Annotated in this window: 20 protein-coding genes and 1 riboswitch; of the genes, 4 read left to right on the top strand and 16 right to left on the bottom strand. The window is 67.3% G+C overall.

Features of this window, described 5'->3' with window-relative positions; genetic code table 11:
- Nucleotides 1–2: 2 nt before the first annotated feature.
- The gene (gene ahcY / locus QTI05_RS26030; RefSeq protein ID WP_286539506.1) at nucleotides 3–1,442 is read right to left on the bottom strand and encodes an adenosylhomocysteinase; all 1,440 of its coding nucleotides are present in this window, start codon (nucleotides 1,440–1,442) and stop codon (nucleotides 3–5) included.
- An 80-nt stretch (nucleotides 1,443–1,522) separates the two neighbouring features.
- A riboswitch (S-adenosyl-L-homocysteine riboswitch) is annotated at nucleotides 1,523–1,590 on the bottom strand.
- Between the two features lie 155 nt (nucleotides 1,591–1,745).
- Here ahcY and QTI05_RS26025 point away from each other — a divergent pair.
- The 3 genes from QTI05_RS26025 to QTI05_RS26015 all read left to right on the top strand — a co-directional run bounded on the left by QTI05_RS26025 (nucleotide 1,746) and on the right by QTI05_RS26015 (nucleotide 5,628).
- Nucleotides 1,746–2,945, top strand: coding sequence for a hypothetical protein (locus QTI05_RS26025; protein WP_286539507.1), 1,200 nt, complete (start codon nucleotides 1,746–1,748; stop codon nucleotides 2,943–2,945).
- A 94-nt stretch (nucleotides 2,946–3,039) separates the two neighbouring features.
- Nucleotides 3,040–4,668, top strand: a complete 1,629-nt coding sequence (locus tag QTI05_RS26020; RefSeq protein WP_286621325.1) for a peptide chain release factor 3 — start codon at nucleotides 3,040–3,042, stop codon at nucleotides 4,666–4,668.
- 171 nt (nucleotides 4,669–4,839) lie between these two features.
- Nucleotides 4,840–5,628 (top strand): HAD family hydrolase, encoded by a 789-nt coding sequence (locus QTI05_RS26015; protein WP_286622387.1) that lies wholly within the window; start codon nucleotides 4,840–4,842, stop codon nucleotides 5,626–5,628.
- A gap of 13 nt (nucleotides 5,629–5,641) precedes the next feature.
- Here QTI05_RS26015 and QTI05_RS26010 read toward each other — a convergent pair whose 3' ends face one another.
- The 3 genes from QTI05_RS26010 to uvrA form a co-directional block, all read right to left on the bottom strand.
- Nucleotides 5,642–6,613 (bottom strand): tripartite tricarboxylate transporter substrate binding protein, encoded by a 972-nt coding sequence (locus QTI05_RS26010; protein WP_286621323.1) that lies wholly within the window; start codon nucleotides 6,611–6,613, stop codon nucleotides 5,642–5,644.
- Nucleotides 6,614–6,703: 90 nt separating this feature from the next.
- Nucleotides 6,704–7,747, bottom strand: a complete 1,044-nt coding sequence (locus QTI05_RS26005) for a histone deacetylase family protein (RefSeq protein WP_286621322.1) — start codon at nucleotides 7,745–7,747, stop codon at nucleotides 6,704–6,706.
- 47 nt (nucleotides 7,748–7,794) lie between these two features.
- Nucleotides 7,795–13,599 (bottom strand): excinuclease ABC subunit UvrA, encoded by a 5,805-nt coding sequence (gene uvrA / locus QTI05_RS26000; protein ID WP_286622386.1) that lies wholly within the window; start codon nucleotides 13,597–13,599, stop codon nucleotides 7,795–7,797.
- Between the two features lie 188 nt (nucleotides 13,600–13,787).
- On the opposite strand from uvrA, the gene QTI05_RS25995 reads away from it, so the two are divergent.
- Nucleotides 13,788–14,900, top strand: coding sequence for an ABC transporter substrate-binding protein (locus QTI05_RS25995; protein WP_286539514.1), 1,113 nt, complete (start codon nucleotides 13,788–13,790; stop codon nucleotides 14,898–14,900).
- Between the two features lie 31 nt (nucleotides 14,901–14,931).
- Here QTI05_RS25995 and QTI05_RS25990 read toward each other — a convergent pair whose 3' ends face one another.
- The 12 genes from QTI05_RS25990 to QTI05_RS25935 all read right to left on the bottom strand — a co-directional run bounded on the left by QTI05_RS25990 (nucleotide 14,932) and on the right by QTI05_RS25935 (nucleotide 26,074).
- Entirely contained in the window at nucleotides 14,932–15,087 is a 156-nt protein-coding gene (locus QTI05_RS25990) for a hypothetical protein (protein ID WP_286621321.1), read from the bottom strand.
- Between the two features lie 159 nt (nucleotides 15,088–15,246).
- On the bottom strand, nucleotides 15,247–16,941 hold the full coding sequence (locus QTI05_RS25985; protein ID WP_286539517.1) for an MFS transporter: 1,695 nt from the start codon (nucleotides 16,939–16,941) through the stop codon (nucleotides 15,247–15,249).
- 153 nt (nucleotides 16,942–17,094) lie between these two features.
- Nucleotides 17,095–17,736 (bottom strand): 2-hydroxychromene-2-carboxylate isomerase, encoded by a 642-nt coding sequence (locus tag QTI05_RS25980; RefSeq protein WP_286539518.1) that lies wholly within the window; start codon nucleotides 17,734–17,736, stop codon nucleotides 17,095–17,097.
- Nucleotides 17,733–17,966 carry a DUF1289 domain-containing protein gene (locus tag QTI05_RS25975; RefSeq protein WP_286621319.1) on the bottom strand — a complete coding sequence of 78 codons (234 nt, stop codon included), beginning with the start codon at nucleotides 17,964–17,966 and terminating at the stop codon, nucleotides 17,733–17,735. The genes QTI05_RS25980 and QTI05_RS25975 overlap by 4 nt, the downstream gene beginning before the upstream one ends.
- A 14-nt stretch (nucleotides 17,967–17,980) precedes the next feature.
- On the bottom strand, nucleotides 17,981–18,469 hold the full coding sequence (locus QTI05_RS25970; RefSeq protein ID WP_286539520.1) for a YbaK/EbsC family protein: 489 nt from the start codon (nucleotides 18,467–18,469) through the stop codon (nucleotides 17,981–17,983).
- Entirely contained in the window at nucleotides 18,469–19,389 is a 921-nt protein-coding gene (locus QTI05_RS25965) for a hydroxymethylglutaryl-CoA lyase (RefSeq protein ID WP_286621317.1), read from the bottom strand. The genes QTI05_RS25970 and QTI05_RS25965 overlap by 1 nt, the downstream gene beginning before the upstream one ends.
- Before the next feature lie 21 nt (nucleotides 19,390–19,410).
- Nucleotides 19,411–20,337: a 2-hydroxyacid dehydrogenase gene (locus QTI05_RS25960; protein ID WP_286621314.1), complete on the bottom strand. Its 927-nt coding sequence runs from the start codon at nucleotides 20,335–20,337 to the stop codon at nucleotides 19,411–19,413.
- Nucleotides 20,338–20,358: 21 nt separating this feature from the next.
- Nucleotides 20,359–22,362, bottom strand: a complete 2,004-nt coding sequence (locus QTI05_RS25955; protein WP_286621313.1) for an acetyl/propionyl/methylcrotonyl-CoA carboxylase subunit alpha — start codon at nucleotides 22,360–22,362, stop codon at nucleotides 20,359–20,361.
- A complete protein-coding gene (locus QTI05_RS25950; protein ID WP_286621312.1) occupies nucleotides 22,355–23,026 on the bottom strand; it encodes a DUF4126 domain-containing protein in 672 nt (223 codons plus the stop codon). Before QTI05_RS25950 ends, QTI05_RS25955 begins: the two co-directional genes overlap by 8 nt.
- Nucleotides 23,023–23,817 carry an enoyl-CoA hydratase/isomerase family protein gene (locus QTI05_RS25945; protein WP_286539527.1) on the bottom strand — a complete coding sequence of 265 codons (795 nt, stop codon included), beginning with the start codon at nucleotides 23,815–23,817 and terminating at the stop codon, nucleotides 23,023–23,025. Before QTI05_RS25945 ends, QTI05_RS25950 begins: the two co-directional genes overlap by 4 nt.
- Nucleotides 23,814–24,980 carry a hypothetical protein gene (locus QTI05_RS25940; RefSeq protein ID WP_286621310.1) on the bottom strand — a complete coding sequence of 389 codons (1,167 nt, stop codon included), beginning with the start codon at nucleotides 24,978–24,980 and terminating at the stop codon, nucleotides 23,814–23,816. Before QTI05_RS25940 ends, QTI05_RS25945 begins: the two co-directional genes overlap by 4 nt.
- On the bottom strand, nucleotides 24,977–26,074 hold the full coding sequence (locus tag QTI05_RS25935; protein WP_286539529.1) for a dienelactone hydrolase family protein: 1,098 nt from the start codon (nucleotides 26,072–26,074) through the stop codon (nucleotides 24,977–24,979). The genes QTI05_RS25940 and QTI05_RS25935 overlap by 4 nt, the downstream gene beginning before the upstream one ends.
- Nucleotides 26,075–26,100: the final 26 nt, after the last annotated feature.

Genomic DNA, 26,100 nt, shown 5'->3' with positions numbered 1-26,100 from the left:
GATCAATAGCGGTAGGTGTCCGCCTTGTACGGGCCGTTCTTGTCGACGCCGATGTAGGCGGCCTGCGCGTCCGTCAGTTCGGTCAGCATCGCGCCGACCTTCTTCAGGTGCAGGCGGGCGACCTTCTCGTCCAGGTGCTTGGGCAGCACGTAGACCTTGCCGGCTTCATAAGCGTCGGGCTTGGTGAAGAGTTCGATCTGCGCGATCGTCTGGTTGGCGAACGACGACGACATCACGAAGCTCGGGTGGCCGGTGCCGCAGCCCAGGTTCACCAGACGGCCCTTGGCCAGCAGGATGATCTTCTTGCCGTCGGGGAAGGTGATGTGGTCGACCTGCGGCTTGATCTCTTCCCATTCGTACTTCTCGATCGAGGCGACGTCGATCTCGTTGTCGAAGTGGCCGATGTTGCAGACGATGGCCTGGTCTTTCATCCTGGCCATGGTGTCGTGCGTGATCACGTCCTTGTTGCCGGTGGTCGTCACGAAGATGTCGGCCTTGTCGGCGGCGTACTCCATGGTCACGACCTTGTAGCCTTCCATTGCTGCTTGCAGGGCATTGATCGGGTCGATTTCCGTGACCCACACCTGGGCGCTCAGTGCGCGCAGCGCCTGAGCCGAGCCCTTGCCCACGTCGCCGTAGCCGGCCACGCAGGCAACCTTGCCGGCGATCATCACGTCGGTCGCGCGCTTGATGCCGTCGACCAGCGATTCGCGGCAGCCATAGAGGTTGTCGAACTTGCTCTTGGTGACCGAGTCGTTCACGTTGATGGCGCGGAACAGCAGCGTGCCCTTGGCCGACATCTCGTTCAGGCGGTGCACGCCAGTGGTGGTTTCCTCGGTCACGCCGATGATCTCGGCCGACTTGCGGGTGTACCAGGTGCCGTCGACGGCCAGCTTGGCCTTGATCGCGGCGTAGAGGATGCGTTCTTCCTCGCTGGTCGGGTTGGCGAGCACCGATTGATCCTTCTCGGCGCGCTGGCCCAAGTGCATCAGCAACGTGGCATCGCCGCCGTCGTCCAGGATCATGTTCGGGCCTTCGCCCTTCGAACCCTTGGGGCCGAAGTCGAAGATGGCGTGGGTGTAATCCCAGTAGTCGGTCAGCGACTCGCCCTTGATCGCGAACACCGGGGTGCCGGCGGCAGCGATGGCGGCAGCGGCATGGTCTTGCGTCGAGAAGATGTTGCACGAGGCCCAGCGCACGTCGGCGCCGAGGGCCTGCAGCGTCTCGATCAGCACGGCCGTCTGGATCGTCATGTGCAGCGAACCCGTGATGCGCGCGCCCTTGAGCGGCTGGCCCGTGGCGAATTCCTGGCGGATCGCCATCAGGCCGGGCATTTCGGTTTCCGCGATGCGGATTTCCTTGCGGCCCCAGGCGGCGAGGGACAGGTCGGCGATCGCCTGGTCGGCGGAAGTGACGGGGGTGGGCTTGAGAACAGCGCTCATGAGAACTCCAACAAAACAAGTTGTTTGAAAGGTGCCGCTGCGTTCGGGGGTCTGACGAGACAGAAACTCACCGCGAGAACAGCAGGTGAGCGTGGTTGCGAAGGTGTCCGAGCCTCACGCCTTTGGCGCTGCAACGCTCCTCGGAACGGAGATTTTAGCGCAGGCAAACGCCCGCTGGCCTGCAAGCACGCGCAACCGGCCAAGGGCATCGGATCGAAAGCGATCGTGAAGAACTTCACACGGTTGCTGGCGTGACATACCGTTACGATCGAATGCATACGAAAGCAAACGAAAAGAGATTGCATGAGAGTGGATCGAATTTTCGCGGCCTGGGTTGTTCTGGCCGCAACTACCCTGCTCGGTTGCGGCGGCGGCAGCCAGGGAGGCACCGGCGCCGCCGCGCCGACGGGCACCCAAGATCAGAGCGCTTCAGCTGTCGGCACACAAACCACTTCGGTTGCCGAACCCAAGCTCAAACACGAGAGTGGGCTTTCGGCAGACGCGCAGGGCGAGTTGGCCTTGCGCCCCCTTGCACTCAGCCCTCGGGTTCGCGACGAGCCTTATCGGGTGTTCGCGACCAACGGCAGCAGGCTCACGCTCAAGCTGGACATAGTTGCGAAAACCTATGAGATGACAGACGCTGCAGGCGATGTCGCGGCGGGCACGTTTGCTGAAGACCCTGCGGAACCGGGGACCTACGTCTTCACGAGTCCGCGCATCACGGCCATTACGAACACGGCGCGCTTCCGCATGGCGCAAGACACCATCGTCGGTGCGTTCCCATTCGTCGTGACCCAGTCGGCGACAACCGCCTATGGCGTCCAGCCTTTTGTCGCCTCGCGCGCACTGGAGCCGAGCCAGGTGGCGCTCGATGGCGTCTACAACCGCTTTGGCACGGATGTTTCTGCCACTACGGCGACTTCGAACATCTCGCAGTTCCAGATCTCGGGCGGCGGCATGACGCTCATCCGTTGCGTACACAACACGATCTACCGAATCGAAACCTGTCCGGGCGAGGCGCGGCAGACCTGGACGATATCGCCCGGCGCTGTCAACGGCCTCTGGACCATGACCGAAAACGCCAACCCGGCCAACTCCGCTTCGTTTGCGGTAGCCCGTCTCGGTGGTCAGAAAATCTTCCTGATCGCCGGCAAGCTCGCAACAGATGCGATGGCTTCGGTGTTCCGGATCGGCTTGTCGGAGAGCAGCGACTGGCCCAATGGCATCGGCTATGGAAGCAGCACCCCGGGCTCATGGGGTCGCGTACAGGTTCTTTCCACGGAATCCTCCAGGGACTCCGCCGCCAGCGACGGCACCACCTCCGCAGCGCACAACATCTTCGGGACGATGGGAACAATGGGGCCGCTGGGCATGCGCGCGATCACCAACGGCGCGCCGGCGGGCATGTATTACTTTGCGATGCAGGGCGCCAGGATCTTCGCGATCGTAGGGGCCAACAATCCCAACACCGGCGGCTATCTGCAGATCAACCTGATGGACTGAGAACGGGGCAGCGCCTGCATGCGCGGGTGGGCTCGCTAAAATCGCAGGCTTTGCCCAGCAGCCTGCGCCGTGATGCGCGCACCGCGCTCACCCCATGTCCTTCGTTGCCGAAACCCGCCGCCGTCGCACCTTCGCGATCATTTCCCACCCCGATGCCGGCAAGACCACGCTGACCGAGAAGCTGCTGCTGTTCTCGGGCGCGATCCAGATCGCCGGCTCGGTCAAGGCGCGCAAGGCGACGCGGCATGCCACGTCGGACTGGATGGAGATCGAAAAGCAGCGCGGCATCTCGGTGGCCTCTTCGGTCATGCAGATGCTCTACCGCGACCACGTGATCAACCTGCTCGACACGCCGGGCCACAAGGACTTCTCGGAAGACACCTACCGCGTGCTGACCGCCGTGGACTCGGCGCTGATGGTGATCGACGCGGCCAACGGCGTCGAAGCGCAGACGCGCCGCCTGATCGAGGTCTGCCGCCAGCGCGACACGCCCATCATCACCTTCGTCAACAAGATGGACCGCGAGGTGCGCGAGCCGCTCGACATCCTCGACGAGATCGAGCGCGAGCTCGGCATGCCCTGCGTGCCGATGACCTGGCCGGTCGGCCAGGGCAAGGTCTTCGGCGGCATCATGAACCTGCGCACGCAGACCATGACGGTGTTCGATTCGGGCAAGGAGCGGCTGCCGCAGGAGTTCGAGACCATCGCATTGAGCGACCGCGACACGCTGCTCAAGCGCTTCGGCCATGAGTTCGAGATCGCCGAGCAGAGCATGGAGCTTGCAGCCGGTGCCTCGCCCGCATGGGATCGCGCGGCCTTCCTCGCCGGCAAGCAGACGCCGGTGTTCTTCGGCTCGGGCGTCAACAATTTCGGCGTCATGGAAGTGCTCGACGCGCTGGTCGACCTCGCGCCCTCGCCGCAGTCGCGCACCAGCACCACGCTGGTCAATCGCCAGCCGGTCGTGAAAGAGATCCAGCCCGAAGACACCGACTTCGCCGGCGTGGTGTTCAAGGTGCAGGCCAACATGGACGCCAACCACCGCGACCGCATCGCCTTCGTGCGCATGGCCTCGGGCAAGTACACGCCGGGCATGCGGCTCAAGGTGCAGCGCACCGCCAAGGAGTTGCGTCCGACCAGCGTCGTCACCTTCATGAGCCAGCGCCGCGAGGCGGTGGAAGAGGCCTATGCCGGCGACATCGTGGGCTTCACCACGCATGGCGGCGTGCAGTTGGGCGACACCATCACCGACGGCGCCTCGCTGCAATTCACCGGCCTGCCCTTCTTCGCGCCCGAGCTGTTCATGACGGTGATCCTGAAGAATCCGCTGCGCACCAAGCAGTTGCAGCAAGGCCTGGCGCAACTCGGCGAAGAAGGTGCGATCCAGGTGTTCCGCCCCGAAATGGGCGGGCCGATGCTGCTCGGCGCGGTCGGGCAACTGCAGTTTGAAGTGGTGCAGCACCGCCTGAAGGCCGAGTACGACGCCGACGTGAAACTCGAAGGATGCCAGTACACCGGCGCCCGCTGGATCACGGCCGACACGCCGGCCGAGCTGCGCGAGTTCGTCAACGCCTACCCGGCGCGCATGGCGCTCGATGCGGCCAACACGCTGGCGTACCTGTGCACTTCGCCGTACGACGTGCGCCTCGCGCAGGAGCGCTTTCCGAAGATCCATTTCCATCCGCTGCGGGAGCACGCGGGGCTGGCGTTGCAGACGGCGGGGTGATGTGACCCCCACGCTCGGCACTGCCGTGTCCTCGCTGCCCCCCGAGGGGGCGCAGCCCGCCTTGGGGCGGCCCGGCGGCGGGCTGATGTGACCCCCACGCTCGGCACTGCCGTGTCCTCGCTGCCCCCAGAGGGGGCGCAGCCCGCCTTGGGGCGGCCCGGCGGCGGGGTGATGCTGCCGCTTGCGCAGTGGCCGCCAGAGGCCCGCGGCGGTCTGCTCGGCGTCTTCACCGACATCGACGACACGCTGACCACCGGCGGCGCGATCACGCCCGATGCGCTGCGGGCGCTGGCCGACCTGAAAGCCGCGGGCTTGCACGTCGTCGCCATCACCGGGCGCCCGGTCGGCTGGAGCGAACCCTTCGCGGCCGCTTGGCCGATCGATTCGATCGTCGCGGAGAACGGCGCGGTCGCACTGGTGCGGCAAAGCGACGGCACGCTCGCCAAGCGCTATCAGCAGGACGCCGTTGTGCGCGCCGCCAATTTCGCCCGCATGCAGGAGGTGCTGGCGCGCATCGAGCGCGAAGTGCCCGGCGCGGTGCGCGCCACCGACTCGCCTGGCCGTGAATGCGACATCTCGATCGACCACAGCGAGTTCACGCAGCTGAGCGACGCCCAGATCGACAAGGTCGTCATGCGCATGCGCGGCGAGGGCATGCATGCAACGGTGAGCAGCATCCACATCAACGGCTGGTATGGCGAGCACAACAAGCTCGAGGGCGCGCGCTGGATCGTCCGCGAGCTGTGGGGGCGAGACCTCGACCGGGAGATCGATCGCTGGGCCTATGTGGGCGACTCGACCAACGACCAGCTGATGTTCGACACCTTCGCGCACAGCATCGGCGTGGCGAACATCGCCCGGTTCGTGCCGCACCTGGCGCACCTGCCGCGCTATGTGACACAAGGCGAGCGCGGCGCCGGCTTTGCCGAAGTGGCGCGCGCGGTGCTCGACGCGCGCTGAGCGCGCCGGTGTGTCACTGGCCCTTGGCCAACCCCAGCTTCTCGATGATCACCTTCTCGCGTGCCACGGTGTCCTTGGCGAACTGGGAGTACTGCGCCGAGCTCTTGTAGTCGGGCAGCATGTCGTACTTGCCCAGCGCGGCGACGTAGCTGGGCTCTTCCATCGCCTGCTTGAAGGCGTCGTGCAGCTTCTTCACCACCTCGGGCGGCGTGCCCTTCGGCGCGCCGATGCCGAACGGCGAGTTCTGCACTATGTCGATGCCCAGCTCCTTCAGCGTCGGCGCGTCGGGGAACTTGGCCAGGCGCTTCTCGCCCCATGTGTTGAGCACGCGCAGCTTGCCGGCCTCGACCTGCGGTGCAAAGCCGGTGCTGTCGGCGGCCGCCATGAGCTGGCCGCTGAGCACCGCCAGCGACAGGTCGGCGCTGCCCTTGTAAGGCACGTGCTGCAGTTCGATGCCTGCCTTCTGTGCGATCAGCTCCGTGGTCAGGTGCGGGCTGGTCAGCGTGCCGGTGGAGCCGTAGGTGAGCTTGCCCGGGTTGGCCTTGGCATAGGCCACGAAGTCGGCCCAGTTCTTGAACGGGCTGTCGGCCGGCACCACGATGCCGAAGGCATAGCCGGTGACGTTGATGACGTAGCTGATGTCCTTGATCGGATCCCAGTTGATCTTCGTGGTGTAGCCGAGGCGGAACACGCCGAGCGGGATCTGGCCGATCGTGTAGCCGTCGGGCGCGGTGGTCTGCAGCGCCTGCGCGGGCAGCGTGCCGCCAGCGCCGGGCTTGTTGTCGATGATCACCGGCTGACCGAGGATCTTCGAGGCATTGTCGGCAAGCTGGCGCATCGTGATGTCGGTCGGCCCGCCGGCGGGGAAGGCGATCACCAGCTTGATCGGCTTGGCCGGAAAGGTTTGCGCCCACGCGGCGAGTGGCGCGGCAGCGGTCAAGGCGACGAGCATCGTGGCGCGCAGCAGCAGGGAGCGAGGAATCATTCAGAAGTCTCCAGGAAAGGTCACCGTCTATTGGGCCGGCTCAGATGGCGACCAGCAATCCGTGAAGTCCCGGGGCGGGTCGCCTGCGCGTCAGGCCGCCTGCTCGAAGCCTTCGAGCACGTTGACAGCATTCACGCCGACCTCGGCCACGGCATAGCCGCCTTCGAACACGAACACGGTCGGCAGCCCGGTGCGCGCCAGGTCTTCGCCGACCGCCAGGTAGTCGGCGCTTTGGAGGGTGAAGCCCGCAATCGGATCGTCCGCGAAAGTGTCGAGGCCGAGCGACACCACCAGGGCATCCGGCCGGAACGCGGCAATGCCTTGCAGTGCGGTCGCCAGCGCTTCGCGCCATGCGGCAAAGCCGGTGCCGCGCGGCAGCGGCAGGTTGCGGTTGCAACCCAGCCCGGCGCCGGCGCCCTGCTCGTCCGCATAGCCGAGGTAGTACGGGTACTCGGTGTGCGGATCGCCGTGCAGGCTGGTGAAATGCACGTCGGCTCGCTCCCAGAAGATCGCCTGCGTGCCGTTGCCGTGGTGGTAGTCGATGTCGAGCACTGCAACCCGCGCCATGCCCGCGTCGCGCAGGGTCTGCGCCGCGATCGCCGCGTTGTTCAGAAAGCAGTAGCCGCCGAAGAAGTCGGCGCCCGCATGGTGGCCGGGCGGGCGCGTCAGCGCAAAAGCGGCGCGGTCACCGGCCAGCAGGCGCTGCGCCGCGGCGATGGCACAGCCCGCGCCTGCATGCGCCGCAGCCCAGGTGCCGGAGGTCAGCGGCGAACCCGCGTCGTACGAGAACAGGCCCATGCGCGCCGCAAAGCTCGCCGGCAGCATGTCGCTGCGAAAGGTGCGGATCGGCCAGTACGAGGGAAACGCGTCGCGCCCGGCGTTGGCAGGATCCAGCGCCACCCACTCGGCCCAGGCGCCGCGCAGAAAGTCGACATAGCGCGGCGCATGCACCCGCGCGATGACCGCGTCGTCGAACGTGCCCGGCGTTTCGATCGCACCGAGTCCGCGTCGCTTCAGTTCCTGCAGCACGAAGTCGGCGCGCGCCGGCACTTCGAAGCATGGCACCAGTTCGCCGCGGAACATCTCGAGCTTGCCGTGGTGCAGGGTGTGCTGGTCGTTGTAGAGCGTGCGCATGCGGGGTGCCGGTCAAAGCAGCGCAGTTTATCGGCGCACGAATCGCATCACGCCCGCGCCAGCACCGGCCCGAGCGCCACCCCCGTGTGCGTGCCGATCCGCACCACTTCTTCGGGCGGCGCTGCCGCGACGATGCGGCCGCCGGCATTGCCGCCTTCGGGCCCGAGGTCGATGATCCAGTCGGCCTCGGCGATCACGTCGAGGTCGTGCTCGATCACCACCACGCTGTGGCCGCCGTTCACCAGGCGGTGCAGCACGTGGATGAGCTTCTCGACGTCGGCCATGTGCAGGCCCACCGTGGGCTCGTCCAGCACATAGAGCGTGTGCGGCGCCTTGTTGCCGCGGCGCGTGACGTCGTCGCGCACCTTGCTGAGTTCGGTCACCAGCTTGATGCGCTGCGCCTCGCCGCCGCTCAGCGTCGGTGACGGCTGGCCCAGCGTGAGGTAGCCCAGCCCGACGTCCTTCAGCAGTTGCAGCGGATGGCTGATGTTCGGCATGGCCGCGAAGAAGTCGACCGCCTCATCCACCTCCATCTGCAGCACCTCGCCGATGCTTTTCCCGCGCCAGCTCACGGCCAGCGTCTCGGGGTTGAAGCGTGCGCCGTGGCAGACCTCGCAGGGCACCTTCACGTCGGGCAAGAAGCTCATCGCGATGGTGCGGATGCCGGCGCCGTCGCAGCCCGGGCAGCGGCCTTCGCCGGTGTTGAAGCTGAAGCGCGCCGGGCCGTAGCCGCGTGCCCTGGCTTCGAGCGTGTCGGCGAACAGTTTGCGGATCGTGTCCCAGAAACCGATGTAGGTGGCGGGGCAACTGCGCGGTGTCTTGCCGATCGGCGTCTGGTCGACCTCGAGCACGCGGTCGATGGTTTCGTAGCCCTCGACCTTGGCGCTCCCTGACCAGGCCGGCCGCTTGCCCGCGGCATCGGCATCGCGCCCGGCCTTGGTCATGCGCTGGATCACGACCGCCTGCACGTTGGTCAGCAGCACGTCGCGCGCGAGCGTCGACTTGCCGGAACCGCTCACGCCCGTGATCGCGACCAGGCGGTGCAGCGGCAGGGTGGCCGTGATGTCCTGCAGGTTGTGCAGGTCGGCACCGCGCACCGTCAGCCAATCGGGCGCGCCCGGCTCGGGCGGCGGCACCAGGCGCCGCGGTTGCAGCGGATGCCTGATCGCATCGCGCAGGTAGCGCCCGGTCTGCGAATCGCCGGCCGCCTGGATGTCGGCCACCGAGCCCTCGGCCACCAGCCGGCCGCCGCGCTTGCCGGCGCTCGGGCCGATGTCAATGATGTGGTCGGCGCGACGGATGGTGTCTTCGTCGTGCTCCACCACCACCAGCGTGTTGCCCTTGTCACCGAGCTTGTGCAGCGCGTTCAGCAGGATCTGGTTGTCTCGCGCATGCAGGCCGATGGTCGGCTCGTCGAGCACGTAGCAGACGCCCTGCAGGTTGCTGCCGAGCTGGGCCGCCAGACGGATGCGCTGCGCTTCGCCGCCGCTCAAGGTCGGTGCGCCACGGTCGAGCGTGAGGTAGCCCAGGCCCACTTCTTCCAGGAACTCGAGCCGGCTCTTGATCTCGGGCACCAGATCGCGCGCGATCTCGGCATCGCGGCCGACCAGCGCCAGGCCTTCGAACCATTTGCGGATGTCGGTCACGCTCATGCGCGCGATCTCGGTGATGCCGACGCCGCCCATGCCGTCGGCGACCGATGCGCCGAATCCCACCGCACGTGCCGTCGCGTTCAGGCGCGTGCCTTCGCAGGTCGGGCACACGGTGTCGCCCACGTCTTCGGCCTCAGGCTCGGCAAAGGTCTGCTCGCGCCCCTTCTGGTCGTCGGCCAGCACCGAGTCGTCATACACCTTGCGCTGGTCCTTGGTGAGCTTGACGCCGGTGCCCACGCAGTCGGGGCACCAGCCGTGCTTGCTGTTGTAGCTGAACAGGCGCGGGTCGAGCTCCGCGTAGCTGGTGCTGCAGATCGGGCAGGCGCGCAGCGTGGAAAACACCTGCACGCGGCCGATGCCGGTGGTCGGCGCGCCGGCCATCATCGCGGCCTTGAGGCCGGTCAGCTCGCTCAGCACATGCACCACGCCCTTGCCGTGCTCGAGCGCGCGGGCCAGCGCCTCGCGCAGCGGCGTTTCGTTCTCGGGCAGCACATCGAGGCTGGCCACCGGCAGCTCGATGCTGTGTTCCTTGAAGCGGTCGATGCGCGGGAAATTGAGCGTCGGCAGGAAACCGCCGTCCACGCGCAGGTGCGTGTAGCCGCGCGGCCGGGCCCAGTCGGCCAGCTCGGTGTAGACGCCCTTGCGGTTGCTCACCAGCGGCGCGAGCAGGCCGATGTGCTGGCCCTTGAAGGTCTTGAGCAACTGCGCCGCGATGCTGTCCGGCGTTTGCGGCCGCACCGCCGCACCGTCGTGGACGCAGTGCTGGATGCCGAGCTTGACGTACAGCAGGCGCAGGAAATGCCACACCTCGGTGGTGGTGCCGACCGTGCTCTTGCGCCCGCCGCGCGAGAGGCGCTGCTCGATCGCCACCGTGGGCGGAATGCCGTAGACCGCATCGACTTCAGGCCGGCCGGCCGGCTGCACGATGCTGCGCGCGTACGCGTTGAGCGATTCAAGGTAGCGGCGCTGCCCTTCGTTGAACAGGATGTCGAAGGCCAGCGTCGACTTGCCGGAACCGCTGACGCCCGTGACCACGCTGAACTTGCCGCGCGGGATGTCAACGCTGAGGTTCTTGAGGTTGTGCTCGCGCGCATTCACGATCTGGATCGCGTCGCGCCCCATCGCCGGCAGCACGCGCGCGATCAGCCCTTCGGGCGTGCGCTCGCGCACTGCAAGGCGCGATGGCCCGAGCGCAAGCTCGTAGTCGCGCAGCGCGTCGCCGGTGAAGGAGCCCTCCAGCTCGCGCACATGCTCCGGCGTGCCTTCGGCCACCACCTGGCCACCGCCCTCGCCGCCTTCGGGCCCGAGGTCGATCAGCCAGTCGCTTGCGCGGATCACGTCGAGGTTGTGCTCGATCACCACCAGCGAATGGCCGGCGTCGAGCAGCTTGCGCAGCGCTCGCATCAGGCGCGCGATGTCGTCGAAATGCAGGCCCGTGGTCGGTTCGTCGAACAGGAACAGCGTGCCCTTGCGCGCCAGCGACTGCTTGCTGGCGCTGCCGTTCTTCGCGGCCTCCGCCAGGAAGCCCGCGAGCTTCAGGCGCTGCGCCTCGCCGCCCGACAGCGTCGGCACCGGCTGGCCGAGCTTCACGTAGTCGAGCCCGACATCGACGATCGGCTGCAGCACGCGCAGCACGTCGCGGTCGGCCGCGAACAACACGGCGGCCTCGGCCACCGTGAGGTCGAGCACGTCCGCCACATTGAGCGGGCGGCCCGCACGCTCAATGGCCACTTCCAGAATCTCCGGCCGGTAGCGCTTGCCGTCGCAGTCCGGACACCGCAGGTACACGTCGCTCAGGAACTGCATTTCCACATGCTCGAAGCCCGAGCCGCCGCAGGTGGCGCAGCGGCCATCGCCACTGTTGAAGCTGAACTTGCTCGCGGTGTAGCCGCGCTGGCGCGACAGCGGCGCGGTCGCGAAGATCTCGCGCACCGCGTCCCAGGCGCCGACATAGCTCGCGGGATTCGAGCGCGCAGTCTTGCCGATCGGCGACTGGTCGACGAACACCACGTCGCTCAGGTGATCGGCACCGAGCAACCGGTCGTGCGCGCCCGGTGTCTCGGTTGCCTTGCCGAAGTGGCGCATCAACGCCGGTGCCAGCACGTCCTGGATCAGCGTCGACTTGCCGGAACCGCTGACGCCGGTGATGACCACCAGCCGCTGCAGGGGGATCTCGACCGTCACGTTCTGCAGGTTGTGCTCGCGCGCGCCCTCCAGGATGAGCCGGTGCGTGTTCTCGCTCACGAGGCGCTTGAAGCCCATGCCGATCTGCTTGCGACCGCCCAGGTAGGCGCCGGTGAGCGTATCGGCATTGCGCAGCGCATCGACGCTGCCGTCGAACACGATCTGGCCGCCGCGAATGCCGGGGCCGGGGCCCATGTCGATCACGCGGTCGGCCGCCAGCATCACGGCCGGATCGTGCTCGACCACCACCAGCGTGTTGCCGGCATCGCGCAGGCGCAGCATCGCCTCGGTGATGCGGCTCATGTCGCGCGGATGCAGGCCGATGCTGGGCTCGTCGAGCACGAACAGGGTGTTGACCAGCGAGGTGCCGAGCGCCGTCGTGAGGTTGATGCGCTGCACCTCGCCGCCGCTCAGCGTGCGGCTCTGCCGGTCCAGCGTGAGGTAGCCGATGCCCACGTCGTGCAGGTAGCGCAGTCGCGTCGTGATTTCCTCGAACAGCAGCTTGAGCGCCTGCACGTCGCCTTCGTTCGCGGTCGAGCTGTTGCCATGGCTTTCGATGCCGTCGAAGAAACGCCGCAGCCGCTCGATCGGCAGCACCATCAGGTCGTGCAGGCACAGGCCCGGCAGCGCCTCGAGCTGCGCACGCGTCCAGTCGACGCCGACGGGCATGTAGCGCTTTTCCGGCGGCAGCACCGCGTCGGCGTCTTCCTTGCTGCCGATGCGCCACAGCAGGCTTTCGACCTTGAGCCGGGCACCAGCGCAGGTCGGGCAGGGCGTGTAGCTGCGGTATTTGGACAAGAGCACGCGGATGTGCATCTTGTAGGCCTTGCTCTCCAGATAGCCGAAGAAGCGCCGCACGCCATACCACTGCTGATTCCACTTGCCTTTCCAGTGGGGCGAGCCTTCGATGACCCAGTGCTTCTGCTCGGCCGTGAGCTTGGCCCAGGGCGTGTCGCGCGGAATGCCGGCCGCCTCGGCATGGCGCATCAGGTCGTCCTGCGCTTCTTTCCAGGCGGGCGTCTGGATGGTCTTGATGGCGCCGGCGCGCAGGGTGAGCTTGTCGTTGGGAATCACGAGGCCCAGGTCGACCCCGATCACGCGGCCGAAGCCGCGGCAGGTTTCGCAGGCGCCGACGGCCGAATTGAACGAGAACATCGACGGAATCGGATCGCCGTAGCGGATGTCGCTTTCCGGGCAGTGCAGGCCGGTGGAGAACTTCCAGATCTCGCCGGATGTGGCCCCCACGCTCCCCGAGGGGGCTGCCCCGCCTTGGGGCGGCCCGGCGGCGGGGCGGGCGCCCTCTTCCGCGCCCAGCGCGTAGACCGTGAGGCGCCCGGCGCCGCGCTTGAGCGCCGTTTCAATCGCCTCCAGCACCCGGACGCGCTCGGCGCCCGCGATGCGGAAACGGTCGGCCACCACATCCAGCACCTTGCGCGGCCCGGTCGGCGTGGCGACCTCGCGCTCGGCCTGCACCCGCGTGAAGCCGCTGGCCGAGAGCCACTGGGTCACCTCGTCGGCCGTGGTCGCGGCCGGCAGTTCCACCGGAAAGGTCAGCACCACGCGCGGGTCGCCGGCTGCGGCGGCCCGCTCGACCAGTGCCGCGTAGATCGAATCGGGGGAATCGTGCCGCACCGGCAGCGCGGTCTTGCGGTCGAACAGCTGGGCCGCGCGCGCAAACAACAACTTCAGATGGTCGTTCAGCTCGGTCATGGTGCCGACCGTGGAGCGCGAGGAGCGCACCGGGTTGGTCTGGTCGATCGCGATGGCGGGCGGCACGCCCTCGACCTTGTCGACCGCCGGCTTGTCCATGCGGTCGAGAAACTGGCGCGCATAGGCCGAGAAGGTCTCGACGTAGCGGCGTTGCCCTTCGGCATAGAGGGTGTCGAACACCAGGCTCGACTTGCCCGAGCCACTGGGGCCCGTGACCACCGTGAGCTCACCGGTACGGATGTCGAGGTCGAGGTTCTGGAGGTTGTGCTGGCGCGCGCCGCGGATCCGGATGGAGCCCTGTGTCATGAGTGCCTTGGGGGGTGGGGCAGACATTCTAGGAAGAGCGGGTGACGCATTCGTGCGATGCGTCACATGCTGGGTCGGCGGGCAGGGGTTTCCCCGGATGGGCTGAAAGCGCGACTCGGTAACAAATACTCACACTTGCGACGATCTAGTCTGTCGCCCCCCGAATTTCTCTTCCCAAAGGTTTCCCAATGAAGAAAATGCGCGTTCTCTGCGCGGCCGGATTACTGGGGCTCGGCGCCGTCAGCGCTGCCGCCCAGATCCTGATCGGCCAGACCGCCGCCATCACCGGCGCGGTGGCGGCCAACATGCAGGAAACCATCACCGGCGCGCAGCTGGCGATCGACCATGCCAATGCCCAGGGCGGCATCCACGGGGAGCAGATCGAGATCGTGCGCCTGGACGACGGTTTCGACGTCAAGCGTGCCGGTGAAAACGCCCGCGTGCTGATCGAGGAAAAGAAGGTCGTCGCACTCTTCCTGAGCCGCGGCACACCGCACACGCAGGCCATCATCCCCTGGCTCGACAAATACGGCGTGGCGCTGATCGGGCCGTCCACCGGCGCCATGGTGCTGCACAAGCCGGTGCAAAAGCATGTGTTCAACGTGCGCTCCACCTACCAGCGCGAAGCGGAAAAGGCTGTGACGCACCTGCACACCGTCGGCATCGAACGGATCGCCGTGGTGCACGCCTCCGATTCGTTCGGCAAGGACGGCCTCGATGGCGCCACCACCGGCTTCACCAAGGCCAAGAAGGAGCCGGTGGTCGTGGTGCCCGCGGATCGCGACAAGCCCGACTACGCCGCCATCGTGGGGGCCCTCACCAAGGCCAACCCGCAGGCCGTGCTGTGGATCGGTTCGGGCAGCGCGGTGGTCGACGGCATCAAGGCATTGCGCGCCGCCGGCTCGGCGGCGCAGGTCGTCACGCTGTCGAACAACGCCTCGACCGGCTTCATCAAGCAGCTCGGCGAGGCGAGCCGCGGCGTGATCGTGACGCAGGTGTTCCCCTCGGAGCGGGCCACGGCCCAACCGCTGGTCAAGGAGGCGACCGTGCTGGCGCAGGCCAAGGGGCAGACCGAACTGTCACCCGCCACGCTGGAAGGCTTCGCCGCCGGCAAGGTGCTGGTCGAGGCCCTGCGCCGCGCCGGCCCGAAGCCCACGCGCGCCAAGGTTCTCGCGGCGCTGGAAGGCATTCGGGGCTTCGATCTCGGCGGCGGCATGGAAATCAGCTACTCGCCGCAGGATCACTCCGGCATCGATTTCGCCGACCTGGCGATCATCAGCGACGGCCGCTTCAAGCGCTGAGCCGGGCGCTGCGGCGCCACCTATCTGCCAGCTACTTGGGCGCGCTGGGGGCCGGCGCAGGCTCGGGCGCGTGCGTTGCCTCGGTGCCGTGCTTTTCGCCCGACATGTCGATCTTGTCGCCGCCCTTGCTGATGACGAACAGTGCGATGGCGGCAAAGATGACGAAGCCGACGACGAGTTTCCACATGGGTCTTATCTCCTGGATGGTTCAAGAAAAAGGCCTCATGCAGGTGGCATGAAGCCTCTTTGTTCAACAGTCAGGTGAAGCGCGAGGGCTTCGCCAGAACACCGCGGAACCGGCTTTGCCGGCCCGCGGGTGTTGCCCCCTGTGAGGGGGAAGGGTCAGTTAGTCATTCGCGTAGATGTCGACGTCCTTGGTCTCGCGCACGAACAGCGTGCCGACCACCAGCGTCATGGCCGCGATGATGATCGGGTACCAGAGGCCGTTGAACATGTTGCCGGTGCTGGCCACGATGGCGAACGAGATGGGTGGCAGCAACCCGCCGAACCAGCCGTTGCCGATGTGGTACGGCAGGCTCATCGAGGTGTAGCGGATGCGTGTCGGGAACAGCTCGACCAGCATCGCAGCGATCGGGCCGTAGACCATCGTCACCAACAGCACCAGCCAGAACAGCAGCGCGACCATCATCCCCTTGTTCATCTTGGCCGGATCGGCCTTGGAGGGGTAGCCGGCAACCTTGAGGTCGTCACCAACCACCTTCTTGAAGGCGGCGATTTCCTTGACCGAGGCTTCGTCGAACTTGGAGTTCACCACGGTGCCGATCGGCGCTTCGACGGTCTTGTCGCCGATCTTGACGATCGCCTTGGAGCCCGGCGCACCCGCGATGTTCTCGTAGCTCACCGAGTTCTGCGACAGGTAGCGTTTCGCGATATCGCAGGAGCTGCGGAAGTCGATTTCACGCGCCACCGGGTTGCCCTGGAACGAGCAGCTCGCCGGGTCCGAGGTCACGGTCACCGCGGCCGTGGCCTGCGCCTTCATCAGATCCGGGTTGGCCGCCTCGGCCAGCATCTTGAACACCGGGAAGTACGTCACCACCGCCAGCAGGCAGCCGGCCATGATGATCGGCTTGCGGCCGATCTTGTCGGACAGCGTGCCGAATACGACGAAGAACGGCGTGCCGATCAGCAGCGAGGCCGCGATCATCAGGTTGGCCGTGGTGTTGTCGACCTTGAGCTGTTGCGTCAGGAAGAACAACGCATAGAACTGGCCCGAGTACCAGACCACGGCCTGGCCGGCGGTCAGGCCCACCAGCGCGAGGATGACGATCTTGAGGTTCTTCCACTGGCCGAACGATTCCGACAGCGGGGCCTTCGAGGTCTTGCCTTCGGCCTTCATTCTCTGGAACGCAGGCGATTCGCTCAGGCTCAACCGGATCCAGACCGAGATGCCGAGCAGCGCGATCGAGACGAGGAACGGAATGCGCCATGCCCAGTCGGCAAAGGCCACTTCGCCGAGCCCGATCCGCACGCCCAGGATCACCAGCAGGCTCAGGAACAGCCCGAGCGTGGCGGTGGTCTGGATCCACGAGGTGTAGGCCCCGCGCTTGCCATGCGGCGAATGCTCGGCCACGTAGGTGGCTGCACCGCCGTACTCGCCGCCGAGTGCCAGGCCCTGCAGCATGCGCAGCGCGATCAGGATCACCGGCGCCGCGACGCCGATGGTCGCGTAGCTGGGCAAGAGGCCGACGATGAAGGTCGACAAGCCCATGATCAGGATCGTGACCAGGAAGGTGTACTTGCGGCCGATCATGTCGCCCAGGCGGCCGAACACGATGGCGCCGAACGGGCGCACCAGGAAGCCGGCCGCAAACGCCAGCAGGGCGAAGATGAAGGCCGCGCCTGCATCCAGTCCGCTGAAGAACTGCTTGGCGATGATGGGTGCCAGCGAACCGTAGAGGTAGAAGTCGTACCACTCGAACACAGTGCCCAGCGAGGAAGCGAAGATGACCTTCTTTTCCTCCCTTGACATCGGTCGGGGCGCCGGATGCGGAACCCCCTTGGAATCCAGTGTGGCTGCCATTGCGTCGTCTCCTGTGGAAATGCGGGATGCCGGCCTCACCGCGAGACCGCCCCGCATTCTTGGAGCGACGACTGACCCGAGACTTTCGCCAAACTGACAGGCGCTTACAAACTAGGGTGAAACCCCCTCCGGCGATTTCAGGATGCAGGAAACTCAGCGATTGCTGCGCAGCAACGAAGGTCGCTCTGCCGCGGCGCGCCACTGCGGGCCATCGAACCAGGCGTCGCCCATGAGCGCTGCGCGCAGCATCGCAAGCCCGTCGAAACCCCAGATCTGGCGATCGTCGACGGCAAAGGCCGGCACGCCGAACACGCCGCGCGCGATCGCCTCGTCGGTGTTGGCCTTGAGCTGCGCCCTGACCGCATCGCTCCCGGGCTCGCGCTGCAAGGTGAGCCGGGCCTCGAGCGCCGCCAGCCGGCCGGCATCGGCGGCCTCGCCACCGCCACGCCAGACATCGCGAAAGATGGTCTCGGCCACATGGCGGCTGACCGTGCCATCGAGCGAGGTCGCGAGCGACAGCCGCAGGTGCGCGAGCGGGTTGTAGGGGTGCGACGCCGGCATCTCGATCGGGATGCCGTGCACATGGCCGAGCCACAGCACCTGCCGGTACGTCCATTCGCGCTTGGACGGGATCTCGGCCGGGCCGAGCTGGCCATGGTGCTTGAGCACCGCACCCAGCAACAACGGCTTGTAGGCCACGCTGTAGCTCAGGCCCTCGAGCGCTTCGGGCAGCCGCTCGAACGCGAGGTACGCGTAGGGCGAGATGAAATCCAGATAGAAAGTGACGTGCTTCATGCCGTGGTCTCCGCGACGCGCTGCGCAATGTGCAGCCATACCTGCCGCTTGTCCGCTTCGTCCATGCGGCTCCACCCGGCAATCTCGCCGAGCGTGCGAAAGCAGCCTTCGCACAGCGGGGGCGTCGCCGCGCTCATGCGGCACACCGAGCTGCAGGGCGACGGTATGGGTTCGGAGTCAAAGAGGCCCGCAGCGCCGATCCGGTGGGCGCGCGGAACGAGCTGGTCCACAGCGTCCTGCGTCGTCACACCACGTCCGCCACGGGGGCGCCGGTGAGGCGTTCGAGATCCTGCGGCGCGAGGCGCACCACCGCGTGCGGATGGCCGGCCGCAGCCCAGATGTCTTCGAAGCGGAACAGTTCGCGGTCGATCAGCGTCACCGGCGGCGTGGCATGCGCGAACGGCGACACGCCGCCGATCGAGAAGCCCGTCTTCGCCTTCACGAACTCGGCATCGGCACGGCCGGTCTTGCCGACGATGGCGTCCACCTTCTTCTCGTCGACGCGGCGGTCACCCGAGGTGATGACCAGCACCGCCGCATCGTCGCTCTTGCGTTTGAAGATGATGCTCTTGGCGATCTGCCCGACTGCAATGCCGAGCGCGTCGGCCGCCTGCTGCGCGGTGCGGCAGGCGTCGTCGAGCATTTGCGGGGCGTGGGGATGGCCGGCACCCTGCAGCAGGCGGGCCACGCGTTGAACGGTTTCAGGCAGCGAATGGAGTTCGGCGCCGCACATCAGCCGGCCCGCTTGGTTCTGATCGCCTTCGACGCGCGCGAGTTCGGCTCGCGCCCCAGCGCCTGGCTGATGTAGACGCCTGCGTCGATGAGGCGGTCGAGGTCGATGCCCGTCTCGATGCCCATGCCCTGCAGCATGTAGACCACGTCCTCGGTCGCGACGTTGCCGGTGGCGCCCTTGGCATACGGGCAGCCGCCGAGGCCGGCCGACGAGGTGTCGAACTGCCACACACCCATCTCGAGGCTGGCCAGTGTATTGCCCAGCGCCTGGCCGTAGGTGTCGTGGAAGTGGCCGGAGATGTCGTCGATGCCGTAGTGCGCCAGCGTGGCCTCGATGGCGCGCTGCACCTTGACCGGCGTGCCGGCGCCGATGGTGTCGGCCACGCCGACATGCTGCACGCCGATGCCCTTCATCAGGCCCGCGAGCCGGCCGACGGCTTCGGGGGCGACCTCGCCCTCGTACGGGCAGCCGACCGTGCACGACATCGCGCCGCGCACGTAGATGCCCTTTTCGCGCGCCGCCGCCACCACGGGCGCGAAGCGCTCGATGCTCTCGGCGATCGAGCAGTTGATGTTCTTCTGGCTGAAGGCCTCGGTGGCAGCGCCGAACACCACGATCTCGTCGGGCCATTCGTTGCGCGGCGCGGCAATGGCAGCCTCGAAGCCCTTCATGTTCGGCGTGAGCACCGAATAGCGCACGCCCGGCTTGCGCGTGATGCCGTGCATCACCTCAGCGTTGTCGGCCATCTGCGGCACCCACTTGGGGCTGACGAAACTGGTGACCTCGATCTCGCGCAGGCCGGCGTCCTGCAGGCGGTGCACGAGGCCGATCTTGATGTCGGCGGCCACCGGCTGCTTCTCGTTCTGCAGGCCGTCGCGCGGACCGACATCGACGATCTTGACTCTGGTGGGGAGCTTCATGGGTTGTCTCCGGAAGAGCGTTCAGTATCCGCGGTTGGCGTCGACGACGCCGGGCAACGCGTCAAAGTCCGCACCGGCCTCCACGGCACGGATCTTGGCCACGATCTGGGCGATCGATTCGTCGCGCAAGGTGCGGGCCGAGGCATGCGGCGTCACCGTGATCTTCGGGTGGCGCCAGAACGGGTGCTCGGGCGGCAGCGGCTCCACCTCGAACACGTCGAGCGTGGCGCCGGCCAGCCGGCCTTCGTCGAGCAAGGGGATCAGCTCGTCTTCGGCCAAGTGGCCGCCGCGCGCGACGTTGATCACATAGCCGCCAGGCAACAGCTTCGACAGCGTTTCGCGCCGCAGGATGTGGCGCGTGTCGGGCGTCAGCGGCAGCAGGCACACCAGCACGCGGCTGGCCGCCAGGAATTCGTCGAGGCCCGCCTCGCCCGCGAAGCAGCGGATGCCTTCGATCTGCTTGGGCGAGCGGCTCCAGCCGTTGACCGGAAACTCGAACTGCGCCACTGCTTTCGCCACCCGCTGACCCAGCACGCCCAGTCCCATGATGCCGACCGGAAAATCCCGCCGCAGGCGCGGTTTGCGAAAGCTCCAGCGGCCTTCGCCGGCGTCGGCCTGGTAGCCGTCGAGCTCGCGGAAGTGCCGGATCAGTGCGTGGCACACGTACTCGGCCATCTGCACCGACATGCCGGCATCGTCGAGCCGCACGATGCGGGTTGACGCGGGCACGCGCAGCTTGAGCAGCGCATCGACACCGGCACCGATGTTGAAGATGCCGCGCAACGCGGGCTGCTCGTCGATGAACTGCTGGGACGGTGCCCACACCACCGCATGGTCGGCCGGCGCGGCGCCAGGCTGCCAGGCTTCGATGTCGGCCTGCGGCAGTTCGCGGCGCAGGCCGGCAATCCAGGCGTCGGGGCGTTCGGGGATGGAAACGGTGATTCGCATGCCTGCGAGCTTAGCGATGACTCAGGCGGCGGGCGTCGCGATGCGCAGCAGCTCCGCGCCTTCGGTCACCTGGTCACCTGGTGCATAGAGCAACTCCTCGACCGTGCCGTCGGCCGGCGCGGCAATGGTGTGCTCCATCTTCATGGCCTCCATCACGGCCAGCGGCTGGCCCTTGGCGACCTTGTCGCCGGACTTGACCGCGAAGGACACCACCTTACCGGGCATCGGCGCGGTGAGGCGGCCGCCTTCGGCATGCGTGTCGCCGGCATGCGCCAGGCGGTCAATCGCGAGGATCTTGGTGGCCCCGTGCGCAGCAAAGACGTGCGCAACGGCCTCGTTGGCATACACATCCAGGGTGTGGCGGGCGCCGTTGAACGACACCTCGAACTGCCCGTCGGGCAGCCGCCCGATTTCAAGCAGCCCCGACACATCGCCTACGGCGAGCATCAGTGCGCCATCGTGCAGGTAGCGCAGCGTGGCGCTCTGCGGCGCGCCGCGGAATTCGAACGAAAAGATGCGCTGCGCGACACCCAGCGAGCGCCAGCCATCGCGGCGGCTGAACGGGTCGCCAGTGTTCGTTGCACGTTCGTCCAGCAGCGCGCGGGCAATCGATGCGGCTGCAGCCAGCGGCAGGCCGAGCGGTTCGCGGTCGAACAGTACAGCGCGCTCGCGCTCGATCAGCGCCGTGTCGAGATTCGCGTTGGCGAACGAATCGGTGGCGAGGATGCCGCGCAGGAACTGCACGTTGGTCGACACGCCCACGATGTGCACCTGCGCCAGCGCCGCGTCGAGCCGCGCCAGCGCCTCGGCGCGCGTGCTGCCGTGCACGATGAGCTTGGCGATCATCGAGTCGTAGAACGGCGATATCTCGCCGCCCTCGCGCACGCCGTCGTCGATGCGCACGCGGCTGCGCTGGAACGCGGTGTGCTGCGGCTTGCGATAGACGTGCAACGAGCCGGTGGCGGGCAGGAAGTTGTTGTCGGGGTTCTCGGCGCAGATGCGCGCCTCGATCGCGTGGCCGTGGATGCGGAGTTCGCCCTGCTGCAGCGGCAGCGGCTCGCCGAACGCGACGCGCAGCTGCCACTCGACCAGGTCAAGCCCGGTGATGGCTTCGGTGACGGGGTGCTCGACCTGCAGCCGCGTGTTCATCTCCATGAAGAAGAAGTTCATGGCACCGCCATCACGCTGCTCCACGATGAACTCGACCGTGCCGGCGCCCACGTACTTCACCGCCTTGGCAGCTGCCACCGCCGCGGCGCCCATCTCTTGCCGCATTGCCTCGGTCATGCCGGGCGCAGGCGCTTCTTCGAGCACCTTCTGGTGGCGCCGCTGCACCGAGCAGTCGCGCTCGAACAGGTAGACGCAGTTGCCGTGCGTGTCGCCGAACACCTGGATCTCGATGTGGCGCGGACGCTGCACGTACTTCTCGATCAGCACCGCATCGTCGCCGAAGCTGTTGATCGCTTCGCGCTGGCACGAAGCCAGCGCCGCCGCGAAGTCCGCGCTCTTGTCGACGGCACGCATGCCCTTGCCGCCGCCGCCTGCGCTGGCCTTGATGAGCACCGGGTAGCCGATGCGGTCGGCCTCACGCTGCAGCAGTGCCGGGTTCTGGTCGGCACCGTGGTAGCCCGGCACCAGCGGCACGCCGGCCTTTTCCATCAGCTGTTTCGATTCGGCCTTGAGGCCCATGTCCTTGATGGCCGAGGGCGGCGGCCCGATGAAGACAAGACCCGCATCCGCGCAGGCCTGTGCGAACTCTTCGTTCTCGCTGAGGAAACCGTAGCCCGGGTGGATCGCCTCGGCGCCGGTGGCCTTGGCCGCTTCGAGGATCTTTTCCCAGCGCAGGTAGCTGTCCTTGGGCGCGCTGCCGCCGAGATAGACCGACTCGTCGCAGGCGCGCACATGGTTGGCATGGGCGTCGGCATCGGAGTACACGGCCACGGTGCGGATCGCCATGCGGCGCGCGGTGGCCGCGACCCGACAGGCAATTTCCCCGCGATTCGCAATCAGGATCTTCTTAAACATGGGGGGTGTCTCCTGGAGAGGTCTTCTTGAGTTGGAACGCGGGCGTCACGCCCGGGTCGGGCTTGCCGCTGAAGATGCGCGTGACACGGCTGACCAGCCCGCGCAGGAAGCGCCAGCTCTTGCGGATCAGCCAGACGCTGAGCACCAGCACGATCACGAACAGCACGAAGAACACCAGCGGGTGTGCCACGGCGAGCCAGAGGCCGGCCGGCACCATGCTGTCTTCGACCAGCGACGCGCCGACATTGCTGAACGGCTCGGGCGAGGTGTTGATCGCAGCGCGCGTGGTGGCCTTGGCCGTGTGCGCGGTGGCGGCCAGGCCGCCGCCGATGAGCGCGGCCACCAGTGCCAGCGCCGTGTGGTCGGCGCCGAACACACCGGCCGCGAGCGCAGCGCCGGCCGGCACGCGGATCACCGTGTGCACCATGTCCCAGAGCGAATCGAGCCCCGGGATCTTGTCGGCGAAGAACTCGACGAACACCATGAAGCCGCTCGCTGCGATCACCACCGGGTGCGCCAGCATCTGCAGGCCACCGGGCAGCGGCACCCAGCCCAGATAGCCAGCCAGACCCGTCAGCAACACCACGAGGTAGAGCCGGATGCCGCTGGCCCAGCCGATCGCGCCGGCAAGCGCAAGCAGTTGGGGCATGTCGAGAGCATTCATTTCGGCAGCAGCCAGGAAGGCTTGCGCTTCTGCAGAAAGGATTGCAGGCCTTCGCGCGCCTCATCGGTGGCGCGGATGGCGGCGATGCGCCGCACCGTTTCGCGGGTGAGTTCTTCGGTGATCGGCTGGCCCGTCACGTCGCGCAGCAGCCGCTTGCATTCGCCAAGCGCCGCCGGCGCGGCGCCGGCCAGCGACTTGACGATGTCTTCCACCTTGGCGTCGAGCGCCTCGGCCGCCACCACCTCGTGCACGAGGCCGATGCGATGCGCCTCGGCCGCCGTGAAGCGCTCGGCCGTCAGGAAGTAACGCTGCGCCGCACGGGCGCCCATGGCGCGGATCACATAGGGGCTGATGGTCGCGGGGATCAGGCCGATCTTGACCTCGCTCAGGCAGTAGTTCGCGGTGTCGGCCGAGATGGCGATGTCGCACGCCGACACGATTCCCATGCCGCCCGCATACACATCGCCCTGGATGCGCGCGACCACCGGCTTGCTGCTGTGGTGCAGCGTCTGCAGCATCGTCGCGAGGCCGCCTGCGTCCTGCAGGTTCTGCGCCTCGGTGTACTCGGCCGCCTTGCGCATCCAGTTGAGGTTAGCGCCCGCGCAGAAGGCCGGGCCGCGCGCGCCCACCACCACCACGCGCACCTGCGGCGCCGCCTCGGCCTGCGCAAAGGCCGCCGACAGTTCGCCGATGAACACGTCGTCGATCGCGTTGCGCATCTCCGGCCGGTTGAGCCAGATGCGCGCCACCGCACCGTCGGCCTGGAACTCGAGCGTTTCGAAATGGCTCACGGCGTGCGTCCTTCCTGCTGGACTCTCGAGAGCTGGTTGACGCGACCGATGCGTTGCCGGAGATCGGTTTGCCACACAACACGATCGTCCACGGCGTAGAGCCAGCAGGTCTTTCCTTCGCGTTCGCAGGTGTTCAGGACGTCCGCCATCGCCGCGCTGCCGGAGGCGAAGGCCGCGCTGCCATCCGCTGCAATCGCATAGGCGCGCGGCATGGGCAAGGCGAGAAATTTGAAATACCCGTCGCGGTTCCTGTCTCCCACCGGCACCAGCGACGCGTCGTTGACGTCCGCAAAGTGGCTGTCGGCCGGCAATCTGTAGCGGCTGGCGACGGGGGCCGTGAAGGCCGCGCCCGCCTCGGGTGCATTCGCCATCGGCTTCCGGTAGACCACTGCATAGTCGACCGCATAGACACTGCACTCGCCCTGGCTGCGTTCGCGGCAGTACTCCAGCGCCCGCTGCGTGGGATCCGAAGGCCGGTTGATGTCCCGCGGCACCGCGCCGTCGGCCCACGCGAACCAGGAGCGATCACCGGCTTGCCTGATCACGAAGGCCCGCGGCGGCTTGCTCTGCAAGAACTTCTGATAGGCCGCGCGGCCGTCCGCGCTCAATCCGGGAACCGCATTGACGTCGTCGACCCCCGCAGCCCCCACCGCGCTGCCGCCATCGCCCCCGGCCAGGCCGCGCAGCTGCACCACCGCACTGCCGATGCCCGCATGGCATTCGTAGGCGCCGGGCGTCGGGAGCACCTGGTCGTCGTAGAAACTCTCGACCTGCGTCACGACGCGAACCCCGCGCGCGCGTGCCGCCGCCACCAGCGCGACCAGCGTATTGCGCATCGCCTCGCGGCAGGTTTCTTCGTCGCTGCGGATCACCGGCCGACCATCGGCCGTGCGTTGCGCCCTGGAATACGGACGCGCATAGCCCTCGACCGTGAGCACCTGGCCCGGCGGTACGTTGGCCTGCGGCGCATCCGCAAAACGCAGCTGCACGTCGTTGCCGAGCGCTTCGCGCGTGGCGGGCTGCTGCATCACCGGGTTGATGGGCAGCACCCACCGCGTGTCGCGTGCGAACGCGGGCATGGCTTGCGACACGAGGCAGAGCGCCAGGAGGCTTGCGGCCAGTCGGCCGGCTCGGAGGGGGTTTTGTGCGGTGCAACTGTTCATGGGTTGGGTTTCCAGACAACTTTGTCGTCGACAGCGTACAACCGGCACTCGCCTGCGGTGGCCTTTTTTGCGCAGTTCTCCATCGCCCGGCCCAGAGGATCGTCCCCTCCCCATCCGGAGCCCCAGCCACCCTGCGCATTGACGGCGAACGCACGTGGCAAGGCCTTGGTCAGAAAGATGCGGTAGCCATTGAGCGAGGCCGCACTTTGATCGGGCACGCGATCGACGGCGTCGATGGGTGCGAAGCCGCTCGCCGGCGGCGACACAGTCGCCGCATAGCGCGCGAACGCCGCCTGCGGCTGATCCGGCAGGCCGATCTCGCGCAGGAAGCTGGCCACCTCCGGCTGCCAGATGGGCGCACCCGCCGGCGATCCGAACATGGAATGCGAGTCGCCGCCGAAGGTGCCGAAGGCGACCAGCCGGGCCTTGGCGCCATGGGCCACGTAGCTCTCGTGCATGCCCTTCCATGCGAAAGGCGGAAAGTAGCTGTCGTTGTCGCCATAGAACCAGAGCGAGGGCGTGCGCGTCTCCTTGCCGTACGCGCCGGCCGCGCCGCTGAGGCCTTGCTGCCACGACACGCACTGCTCCTGCTTGAGGCCGCCCGCGAAGTCGATCAGGCCCTTGACGCCGGGATAACCCAGCGTGCCGAAGGCCAGCGTGGTCCAGCCGCCGTGCGACTGGCCCGCGACCACGATGCGCGTCTTGTCGGCCCAGGGCTGGGCGGTGACGTAGTTCAGCACCGCCTCCACATCGCCCGCCTGCTCGCGCCCGTTGCTCTCCACATTGCAGCCGCCGCCGATGTAGCTGCCCGTCGACTTGGAGAAGCCCTGCCGCATCGGCACGACCACCGCATAGCCGCGCTCCAGAAAGAAGCGGACGGCGATCAGCGGCCGGTAGCGATCCTGGAAACGGGGGTCTCCGCCGGCCTTGCCGTGATTGATCACCGCCACGGGAAACGGCCCCGCACCTTCGGGCACGAACAACGTGGTCTCTAGTTCGGTCGTGAACAGTCCCGACTTTTTCGGAACCATCACCACCGATTCCGGCAAGGCAGCGGCGAAGGCATGCATGCCGAGAGAAAGGGTGGCGAGCACTGCCAACACCTTCCTGGCGCGTGATC

It is taken from the genome of Variovorax fucosicus, assembly GCF_030316825.1.
In the GTDB taxonomy this organism is placed as follows: Bacteria; Pseudomonadota; Gammaproteobacteria; order Burkholderiales; family Burkholderiaceae_C; genus Variovorax; species Variovorax fucosicus.
The sequence above is the reverse complement of the archived record's forward strand: the minus strand, read 5'-3'. Positions and strand labels throughout refer to the sequence as shown.